Raw genomic sequence first — 8,620 nt, 5'->3', positions numbered from 1 at the left:
GGCCCTCGCCGGCCGCGCGTTCCAAGGCCCGCTCGGCGGCGGCGGCACTGCCGGCCGCCCCCACCTCCACGTCCGGCTCGGCGGCCAGCGCCGCCGCCAGCGCCTCGGCGAAGATCCGGTGGTCGTCGACCACCAGGACGCGAATCCGCCCCATCGTCCCTCCCCCTGCTCACACCGCCCGAGCCCGGGGGCGGGGACTGGTCCGGCATCCGCGTTCCGGACCCGCCGTTCCGCCCGCCCACCGGCGGCCGGTGAGGCCGAAAGGGCGCCGGCCCCCACCGGTACCGCACTCAGCCTACGGGGCGGGAAACGCGCTCGTGGCGATTCGGTGAAGTTTCGTCAGAAGATGCGTGAGTGACGGGACTTGAACCGTCGGACCGCCTGCCGCAGGCGTCGCTCCCGGAGGTTCCGGGAGCGACACCGCGGGCGGTCGGGCCTACCGGTTCCCCAACCGGCCCTTCCTCAGCGGCCGTTGCTCACTGGCCGTTCTTCGCCAGGGTGAACGTCCAGGCGTCGGCAACGATCTCGTCCAGGTTCGGACGGCGCGGGGTCCAGCCCAGCGTCTCGTGGGCACGGGCGGCCGAGGCCACCAGCACCGCCGGGTCGCCGGCCCGGCGGCCGGCGACCTGCACCGGGATCTCCCGGCCGGTGACGCGCTTGACCGACTCGATCACCTCGCGCACCGAGAAGCCGCTGCCGTTGCCCAGGTTGCAGATCAGGTGCTCGCCCGGCTTGGCCGCGTCCAGCGCCAGCAGGTGCGCCTCGGCCAGGTCGGCGACGTGGATGTAGTCGCGGATGCAGGTGCCGTCCGGGGTCGGGTAGTCGTCGCCGTACACCGCGATGTGCGGACGCTGCCCCAGCGCGGCCTGGAAGACCAGCGGGATCAGGTGCGACTCGGGGTCGTGCCGCTCACCGTACGCACCGTACGCACCGGCCACGTTGAAGTAGCGCAGCGAGACGGCGGCCAGGCCGTGCGCGACGGCCTCACTGGTGATCAGGTGGTCCACCGCGAGCTTGGTGGCGCCGTAGGTGTTGGTCGGCGCGGTACGGGCGGTCTCGGCGATCGGCACGGCCTCCGGCTCGCCGTACGTGGCGGCGGTGGAGGAGAAGACCAGCTTGCGCACGCCCGCCGCGCGCATCGCGCTGATCAGCTCCAGCGAGCCGGCCACGTTGTTGCGCCAGTACTTCTCCGGGTCCGCGACCGACTCGCCGACCTGCGAGGAGGCGGCGAAGTGCAGCACGCCGTCGAAGGAACCGTCCAGCACCTTGTCGGCCTGCTGGATCCGGCCCTCGACGAACTCGGCACCGGCCGGGACACCCTCGCGGAAACCGGTGGAGAGATCGTCCAGGACGGTCACCTGGTGCCCCGCCTCCAGCAGGTGGGCGGCCACCACACTGCCGACGTAGCCGGCGCCACCCGTGACCAGGTACTTACTCATGTTGCGACCTCCAGCGAACGACGGTCCGCCCGGTCGGGCGGAAGCCATCGACGGAATGCGTACGACTGGTCATTCTCCCAATCCCACCGGGGTGCTCCGGACCACGGCTTCCGGCCTTCTCGCCAGGTCCCCAGCCGTCGGACACCCGGCGCCATCCCGGGGCCCTGTCCGCCGGCCCTGTCCATCGGTCCTGTCCACCAGGCCTGTCCGTCGGCTCCTTCCGTCGACCCCTCAGCCCCCGGCCATCCGCTCCAGCAGACCGGTGCGCGCCGCCACCGCCGCCGCCTCCAGGCGGGTCCGCGCACCGAGCTTCATCAGCACCCGCTGGACATGCGTCCGGGCGGTGCTGGCGGCGATCCGCATCCCGGCGGCGATCGCCGCGGTGTCCTCGCCGTCCGCGATCCGGGCCAGCACCTGCACCTCACGGCGGGTCAGCAGCCGCAGCAACCGCACGGCCTCGTCGTCCGGCTCGGCCGCGGGGCGCAGCAGTTGGTCGAAGGCCCCCCGCAGGATGTCCACCGCGACCGCGGCTTCGCCCGCGCGCGCCCGCCCGATGGCCCGCTCGACCACCTCGATCCGCTCGTCGCTGGGCACGTACCCGGCCGCGCCGGCCGCGAACGCCCCCGCCACTCCACGCAGTTCGCCCACCGGGCCGAGCACGATCACGGCCACCTCGGGGCGCTCGCGACGAATCCGGCGCAGCCCGTCGAAGGCACCCGCCTCCCCCGGCGCCGCCACCCCCAGCAGGCACACCTCGGGCCGCCGTCCGACCACCAGGTCGGCGGCGACGCCGGCCGGGGAACCGACCGCGAGCACCCGGTGGCCGCGCAGCTGAAGTGCGGTGGCCAGCGCCTCCGCCAGCAGCCGGTGGTCGTCCACCACCACGAGTCGAACACCCATGACGCCCTCCCGGTCGGGGTCCGGCTCGCGCCCGCACCCCTCGGGCGGGCGGCCGATGACGCACCATCACAGCGCATTCCGTACCCGACCCGCTAGGCCGTGGCGTGTCGGCGGTACGGAACCGGCCGGGGAACGCGAAAGACCCCCGCCGTGAGGCGGGGGTCTTTCGATGGAGCCCCCATGCGGAATCGAACCGCAGACCTTCTCCTTACCATGGAGACGCTCTACCGACTGAGCTATAGGGGCTTGCCGGGCTTTTCACCGGGCCGGTCGAACAAGGAAGACATTACACGGCCCCGGGCCCGGAAGGGAAATCGACCCCCGTCCGCCCGCTCCCGCACTCTCAGCCCTCGGCGTGCGCCGCGTCGAACTCCTCGCGGGCCGCCACCATCCGGCCTGCGTGGCGCTCCGTCCACCGGCCGACCGGCGCGAGCAGCTCGGCCAGCTCGCGGCCGAGCGGCAGCAGGTCGTAGACCACCCGCGGCGGCGTCTCCGGAAAGACCGTACGGAGCACCAGGCCGCTGCGCTCCAGGTTGCGCAGTGACTGGGTGAGCATCTTGCGGCTGACCCCGCCGACCCCGCGCTGGAGTTCGGAGAAGCGCTGCGGCCCGCACCCGAGGAGGCTCATCAGGATCAGCATCGACCACTTGTCGGCCAGCTCGGCGAACACGTCGCGACTGGGGCAGAGCCGGGCGAACACGTCGTACTCCTGCCCGTCCGGCACTTCCCGCTCCGCGGGCTGTCCGGCCCGCACCCGGGCCGCTTCCTCCGTCGTCATGGATCCAGGGTAGCCCCCAAGGTCTCCAATCCAGCCTTGGTAACCGACAGAGACCTGGTCTATATTGGAGACCGATCGAGGTCGGGGCCGCGGACCACCGCTGTGCGCCGGCCCCGTCCAGACCCTGCCCGCCCGCCGGCCCACGCCCGTCCCCCTGGAGTCCCGCATGACCGCCATCCGTCCGACCGTCGCCCTCGCCTACCACTCCGGCTACGGCCACACCGCCGTGATAGCCGAGGCCGTCGCCCGTGGCGCCGCCGCCGCAGGTGCCGAGGTCCTCCCGATCGCCGTCGACACCATCACCGAGGAGCAGTGGGCCCAGCTGGACGCCGCCGACGCGATCGTCTTCGGCTCCCCCACCTACATGGGCACCGCCTCCGGCGCCTTCCACGTCTTCGCCGAGGCCACCAGCAAGCGCTGGTTCACCGACGCCTGGAAGGACAAGATCGCGGCCGGCTTCACCAACTCCGCGTCCAAGAGCGGCGACAAGGCGAGCACCCTCGCCTTCTTCCAGACCCTCGCCGCCCAGCACGGCATGAGCTGGGTCAACCTCGGCCTCAAGCCCGGCTGGAACGCCACCACCGCCTCCGAGAACGACCTCAACCGGCTCGGCTTCTTCAACGGTGCCGCCGCCTCGTCCCCGTCCGACGCCGGCCCGGAGGCCGTCCACAAGGCCGACATCGCCACCGCCGAGTACCTGGGCGAGCGCGTCGCCCGGCACACCGCCGTCGTGCTCGCCGGCCGCGCCGCACTGGCCGGCTGAACCCCCGCACACCTACGCCGCCGGGTCCGCCCCCAGCCGGGGCGCCCGGCGGCGTCCGCCGTCCACCGACCCGAGCTCCGCACCGGTGTTCTCCGGCAGCATCCGCAGGCACGCCAGGGCCAGCACGCCCAGCACCGCCAGGTACCAGCCCACCGGCTGCGCCGTCCCGTACGCCGCGGTCAGCCGGGTGGCCACCAACGGCGTCGTCGCCCCGCCGACCACCCCGCCCAGGTTGTACGTCAGCGCCGCGCCCGTGTAGCGCACCCGGGTCGGGAACAGCTCCGGCAGGAACGCCGCCAGCGGCCCGAACAGGCAGCCCAGCACCACCATCGCCCCCGCCAGCGCACCGAACATGAGCGGCCGGCTCACCGTCTCCAGCAGCGGGAACAACACCAGCGACCAGACCGCGGCCAGGCCCGTCGCCCACCCCAGGGTCCGCCGCCGCCCCCACCGGTCACTGTGCGAGGCGCTCAGCCACACCGTCACGGCCATGCCCACCGCGCCGGCCAGCAGCATCGACAGCACCAGCGTGCTCGCCACCCCGAGCCCGGTGGTCGCGTACGCCAGCGCGTACGTCGTGGTCAGGTAGAACAGCGCGTACCCCACGGTGATCGCCCCGCTGCCGGCCAACACCGGGCGCCAGTGCTCGCGCAGCACCTCCAGCACCGGCAGCCGCTCCCGGCGCTCCTCCGTCCGGAACAGCGGCGACTCCTCGACCCGCAACCGGACGAACAGCCCCACCACGACCATGACGAACGAGGCCAGGAACGGCACCCGCCAGCCCCACGCACGGAACGCCCCTTCGTCCAGGCCGAGTTGAAGCGCCAGGAACACCCCGTTCGCCAGCACGAACCCGATCGTCGGCCCCAGTTGCAGAAACCCCCCGTACCGGCCCCGCCGCCCGGGCGGCGCGTTCTCCGCGATCAGCAGCGCCGCCCCGCCCCACTCGCCGCCCAACCCGACGCCCTGACACACCCGCAGCACCACCAGCGCCGCCGGCGCCCACCACCCCCACACCCCGAACCCCGGCAACAGCCCCACCGCCGCCGTCGCCAGCCCCATCAGCAGCAACGACACCACCAGCGTCGCCTTCCGCCCCACCCGGTCCCCGAAGTGCCCGAACACCACCGCCCCCACCGGCCGGGCCAGGAACGCCACCGCGTACACCGAGAACGCCGCCAACAGCGCCCCCACCGTGCCCAGCCCGGGAAAGAACACCGGCCCGAACACCAACGCGGCCGCCGTCCCGTAAATGAAGAAGTCGTAGAACTCGATCGCCGTCCCGATCAGCGCCGCAGCCGCCGCCCGCCGCACCTGCCCGACCTGCCAAGCACCCTCCGCATCCATACCACCAACCCTCGCCACCCCGCCCCACCCCCACCATCCGCCACCCGAGTGACCGAGGCGCACAAACGCCGCCCCACGCCCCCGACATGCGCGAGGGCGCCAGGCCCCCCTGACGCCCCCACACATGTCATCGGCTCGCGGACGCGACTACCTCGCGTACGGGTTCTCCTCCGGCGGCACCGGCGGCTGGTACGACGGCGGAGGCGGAGGAAGCGGCGGGACGTGAACCGCCGGCTGTACGACCGGCTTCCGCCGACGCCACACCACGGCGAACACCGCACCGGCCAGCAGCACCAGCCCGGCCACCACACCTGCCACGATCGGCAGCGTTATGCTCGAACCCGACGCCCCGTCCGCCTTCGGCTGGGCCGACGGCGGAGCAACCGCCACATCGGTCGGGCTCTCGGCGGGAGTCGGTGCCGCCGACACGGAAGCAGGCGCACTCGCTGCAGGGGACAGGGCCGCCGACGGCGTAGCCACGTCGGCCGGAAGCGGCGACACGTTCGCCGGACCGGGGTCGCCCGGGTCCGTCAGTGCAATACGCGGCCGCACCGCGCCGTAGCCGATGAGGTCATTGCGACCGGACCCGTCATTCGCCTTCCCCGCGGTATTGATGAGCACCCGCAGGATCTGATTCCCCGTCCAGTCCGGGTGCAACGACCACACCAATGCCGCCGAGGCCGACACCATGGCGGTCGAGTCAGACGTCCCGTGACTCTTGCAGTAGCCCGTGGACGAGGTGCAGGCCGCGATCATGTCCATGCCAGGCGCGACAAATACCACTTGCGGGCCACGTTCGGACTCCGCCGTAACAGTGGCATTTCGATCCGAAGCTCCGACGCCAACCACCCCGGGGAGCGCGCCAGGGTACTCGACCGGATTCCCCTTCTCGGCTTCGTTTCCGACGGCGGCAAATATCAAAACCCCCTTCCCCCTGGCCGCCGCGATGACCCCGTTAAATTTCGCCACATCCGCCGGGAAAGCCGTTACCGCACCGATCCCTTGTGAAATGTTGATAACCTTTGCATCTTGGTCAACAGCGTAATTGACGGCCTGACCGATCTGATCCAGGAAGTCGGTTGAAACGAGCGACTCGACTTTTCCAGTGTTGATCTTCAACGGGAGGATCTTGACGCCAGGAGCCAGACCCAGTGCCCCCGTCCCCGCGTTCCCCTTGCCGGTCCCAGCGATGAGGCTGGACATACCCGTACCATGGCCGTCCGCGAAGGTCCCCACACCACCGGGGCTCCCACTGAAGTCCTTGCCCGGCAGGAACTGCCCCTCCAGGTCGGGGTGATCCAGTTTGAACCCGCTGTCGATGACCGCGACAGTGACGCCCTGTCCCTTGGTGACCTTCCACATCTCCGAGGCGTGCATCGCCTCCAGATGCCACTGCTGCTGCCGAATCGTGTCTTCGGCTACAGCCGGCGTCGTCGCAGTCCCCACCACACACAGGCTCACAGCCCCAATGGCCGCGAACCGACGAGCCCACATCCTGCGATCCCCCAACAACTTGAACTACCTCGCGTACGGGTTGTCTCCCGGCGGCACCGGCGGCTGATACGACGGCGGAGGCGGCGGCACCGCCCCCATCGACTGCTGCGACGGCACCGGCGGCACCTGGGCCGCCTCAGGCTGCTCGGCCGACTTCCGCCGATGCCGCACCACGGCGAACACCACACCGGCCATCAACACCAGCCCGGCCGCCACACCCGCCACGATCGGCAACGTGCTGCTCGAACCCGACGGCTTCTCCGCCACCGGCTGCGCCGACGGCGCGCCCGCTGCCACATCGGTCGGGCTCCCAACCGGGCTCGGCGCCGAAGACGCGGGAGCTGACGCGCTCGCCGAAGGCGACGGAGCCGCCGACGGCGTAGCCGCGTCAGCTGGAAGCGGCGACACGTTCGCCGGACCAGGATCCCCAGGATCCGTCAACGCGATACGCGGACGCACAGCGCCATAACCGATGAGATCGTTGCGAACAGACCCGTCCTGCGGCTTTCCCGCCGTATTGATGAGGACCCGCAAAACCTGATTCGCGGTCCAGTCCTGATGCACCGACCAAACCAACGCAGCCGAGGCCGATACCAGGGCGGCAGCATCCGATGTCCCGTGACTCTGACAATATCCGGTATCCGCAGTGCAGGCCGCAACGATATCCATGCCGGGAGCAGCAAGGACCACCTGCGGACCCTTCTCGGATTCCGCGGTCACTGTAGCTCCGTGATCGACAGCTCCGACACCGACAACGTTGGGCAACCCACCCGGATACGACACCGGATTCCCCGCCTGCGCCTCGTTCCCAACGCTCGCAACCACCAGAACCCCCTTGGACCTTGCCCCCGCGAGGATTCGGGTCAGGCTTCCCACATCCTCCGATGAGAACCTGGCGGCATCCATACCCTGCGAGATATTGATTACCTTTGCGCCCTGGTCAACCGCATAATTTACCGCCTGGCCGACCTGAGAAAGGAAGTCGGACGGAAGAGCCGCCGAGACAGACCCATTATTGATCTTAAGCGGAAGAATCTTCACACCCGGGGCCAGGCCGTAAGCGCCTGTCCCGCCAACGCTCTTACCGGTTCCAGCGATCAAGCTGGACATCTCGGTTCCGTGGCCATCAGCATAGGCCCCTACCCCACCGGATCCGCCACTGAAGTCTTTACCCGGCAAAAATTGCCCCACGAGATCCGGATGATCCAGCTTGAAACCACCGTCGATGACGGCAACCGTGATCCCCTGCCCCTTGGAAACCTTCCACATCTCCGATGCGCGCATGGAATCCAGATGCCACTGCTTTTCGCGAATCGAGCCGTCCGCGACCGCGGGTGCTGCGACCGGGCCAACCACGATTCCCGCCGCCAGAAGCGCCGCAGCAGCAACCCGCCAACGCGCTCGCGCGTTCGTCCGCCCCATCACAACTCCTCGTCAATCTATCCGTCGACCGGGAAGCGCGCCCCGAACAAGCCTGCCCGGCCACTGGGGAAGCCCAGTGGCCGGGCAGTCATTGCCGTCCTACTCAATCACGTCCGGGTTGCTGTGCGGCGTACCGCTCGTCCAGGTCTCCTCGTCCTCGTGCAGGTAGTCGGCCCGCTTGCGGCGGTCGCGCTCGTTCCGGCCACCGTGGCCCGCCGTCCCGGGGGCCATCATGCCGTTCTGCCTGGACTGCGCACCGCCCTCGGCAGCACCCGCCGCGCGGTTGCGCAGGCCGGTACCACCGGGCGTGAACTCCCCGCTCGCGGTCGGCCCCTTGCGACCGCCGACCGTCCCGCCGGTGGTCGAGGCCAGGCCCCGGCCACGCGAGCCGCCACCGGCCCCGACCGCGCCACCATGAGCGCCGCCCATGCCGGGGTGCATGCCGCCGCCCATGCCGCCGGGCCCACCGACCCGGCC

7 protein-coding genes, 1 tRNA gene and 2 pseudogenes are annotated in these 8,620 nt (G+C 70.8%); 1 reads left to right on the top strand and 9 read right to left on the bottom strand.

Annotated features, from left to right (window positions below; translation table 11 throughout):
• The 5 genes and pseudogenes from KS423_RS30835 to KS423_RS30815 form a co-directional block, all read right to left on the bottom strand.
• Positions 1-154: pseudogene (locus KS423_RS30835) on the bottom strand (DNA-binding response regulator); the annotation flags it as partial.
• A gap of 322 nt (positions 155-476) precedes the next feature.
• Positions 477-1,439: a UDP-glucose 4-epimerase GalE gene (galE, locus tag KS423_RS30830; RefSeq protein WP_224283061.1), complete on the bottom strand. Its 963-nt coding sequence runs from the start codon at positions 1,437-1,439 to the stop codon at positions 477-479.
• A 231-nt stretch (positions 1,440-1,670) separates the two neighbouring features.
• A complete protein-coding gene (locus KS423_RS30825) occupies positions 1,671-2,339 on the bottom strand; it encodes a response regulator transcription factor (protein ID WP_224283060.1) in 669 nt (222 codons plus the stop codon).
• A gap of 170 nt (positions 2,340-2,509) precedes the next feature.
• A tRNA-Thr gene (locus KS423_RS30820) sits at positions 2,510-2,585 on the bottom strand.
• A 97-nt stretch (positions 2,586-2,682) separates the two neighbouring features.
• Positions 2,683-3,117, bottom strand: coding sequence for a helix-turn-helix domain-containing protein (locus tag KS423_RS30815; protein ID WP_224283059.1), 435 nt, complete (start codon positions 3,115-3,117; stop codon positions 2,683-2,685).
• Between the two features lie 166 nt (positions 3,118-3,283).
• Between KS423_RS30815 and KS423_RS30810 the strand changes: the two genes are divergently transcribed.
• Positions 3,284-3,880 carry a flavodoxin family protein gene (locus KS423_RS30810; protein WP_224283058.1) on the top strand — a complete coding sequence of 199 codons (597 nt, stop codon included), beginning with the start codon at positions 3,284-3,286 and terminating at the stop codon, positions 3,878-3,880.
• Positions 3,881-3,892: 12 nt separating this feature from the next.
• Here KS423_RS30810 and KS423_RS30805 read toward each other — a convergent pair whose 3' ends face one another.
• The 4 genes and pseudogenes from KS423_RS30805 to KS423_RS30790 all read right to left on the bottom strand — a co-directional run.
• Positions 3,893-5,227 carry an MFS transporter gene (locus tag KS423_RS30805; RefSeq protein ID WP_224283057.1) on the bottom strand — a complete coding sequence of 445 codons (1,335 nt, stop codon included), beginning with the start codon at positions 5,225-5,227 and terminating at the stop codon, positions 3,893-3,895.
• A 147-nt stretch (positions 5,228-5,374) separates the two neighbouring features.
• A complete protein-coding gene (locus KS423_RS30800; RefSeq protein WP_224283056.1) occupies positions 5,375-6,673 on the bottom strand; it encodes a S8 family serine peptidase in 1,299 nt (432 codons plus the stop codon).
• 72 nt (positions 6,674-6,745) lie between these two features.
• Positions 6,746-8,143 (bottom strand): S8 family serine peptidase, encoded by a 1,398-nt coding sequence (locus KS423_RS30795; protein WP_224283055.1) that lies wholly within the window; start codon positions 8,141-8,143, stop codon positions 6,746-6,748.
• A gap of 99 nt (positions 8,144-8,242) precedes the next feature.
• Positions 8,243-8,620 (bottom strand): annotated as a pseudogene (locus tag KS423_RS30790) (hypothetical protein); the annotation flags it as partial.

Source organism: Streptomyces sp. LS1784 (assembly GCF_020103755.1).
Taxonomy (GTDB): Bacteria; Actinomycetota; Actinomycetes; order Streptomycetales; family Streptomycetaceae; genus Kitasatospora.
Note: the sequence above shows the minus strand (reverse complement) of the source record. Positions and strands in the feature narration are given on the sequence as shown.